Source organism: Escherichia sp. WS568, from assembly GCF_046486085.1.
Taxonomy (GTDB): Bacteria; Pseudomonadota; Gammaproteobacteria; order Enterobacterales; family Enterobacteriaceae; genus Escherichia; species Escherichia coli.
The window spans coordinates 1-620 of sequence record NZ_JBJQMC010000081.1 but is presented as its reverse complement, the minus strand read 5'-3'; the positions used below and the strand labels follow the sequence as shown (position 1 = coordinate 620).

Here is a 620-nt window from a genome sequence, read left to right as displayed (position 1 = left end):
GCAGAGTGGGAAGCGAAAATCCTGGAACTGGCTGGCTTCCTGGATTCTTACATTCCGGAACCAGAGCGTGCGATTGACAAGCCGTTCCTGCTGCCGATCGAAGACGTATTCTCCATCTCCGGTCGTGGTACCGTTGTTACCGGTCGTGTAGAACGCGGTATCATCAAAGTTGGTGAAGAAGTTGAAATCGTTGGTATCAAAGAGACTCAGAAGTCTACCTGTACTGGCGTTGAAATGTTCCGCAAACTGCTGGACGAAGGCCGTGCTGGTGAGAACGTAGGTGTTCTGCTGCGTGGTATCAAACGTGAAGAAATCGAACGTGGTCAGGTACTGGCTAAGCCGGGCACCATCAAGCCGCACACCAAGTTCGAATCTGAAGTGTACATTCTGTCCAAAGATGAAGGCGGCCGTCATACTCCGTTCTTCAAAGGCTACCGTCCGCAGTTCTACTTCCGTACTACTGACGTGACTGGTACCATCGAACTGCCGGAAGGCGTAGAGATGGTAATGCCGGGCGACAACATCAAAATGGTTGTTACCCTGATCCACCCGATCGCGATGGACGACGGTCTGCGTTTCGCAATCCGTGAAGGCGGCCGTACCGTTGGCGCGGGCGTTGT

General features: G+C 53.2%; 1 protein-coding gene. It reads left to right on the top strand.

Translation table 11 applies throughout. The features are described 5' to 3' along the window. A partial coding sequence (locus ACJHWR_RS25300) for an EF-Tu/IF-2/RF-3 family GTPase (protein ID WP_074170411.1) occupies nucleotides 1–620 on the top strand: 620 nt, incomplete at both ends.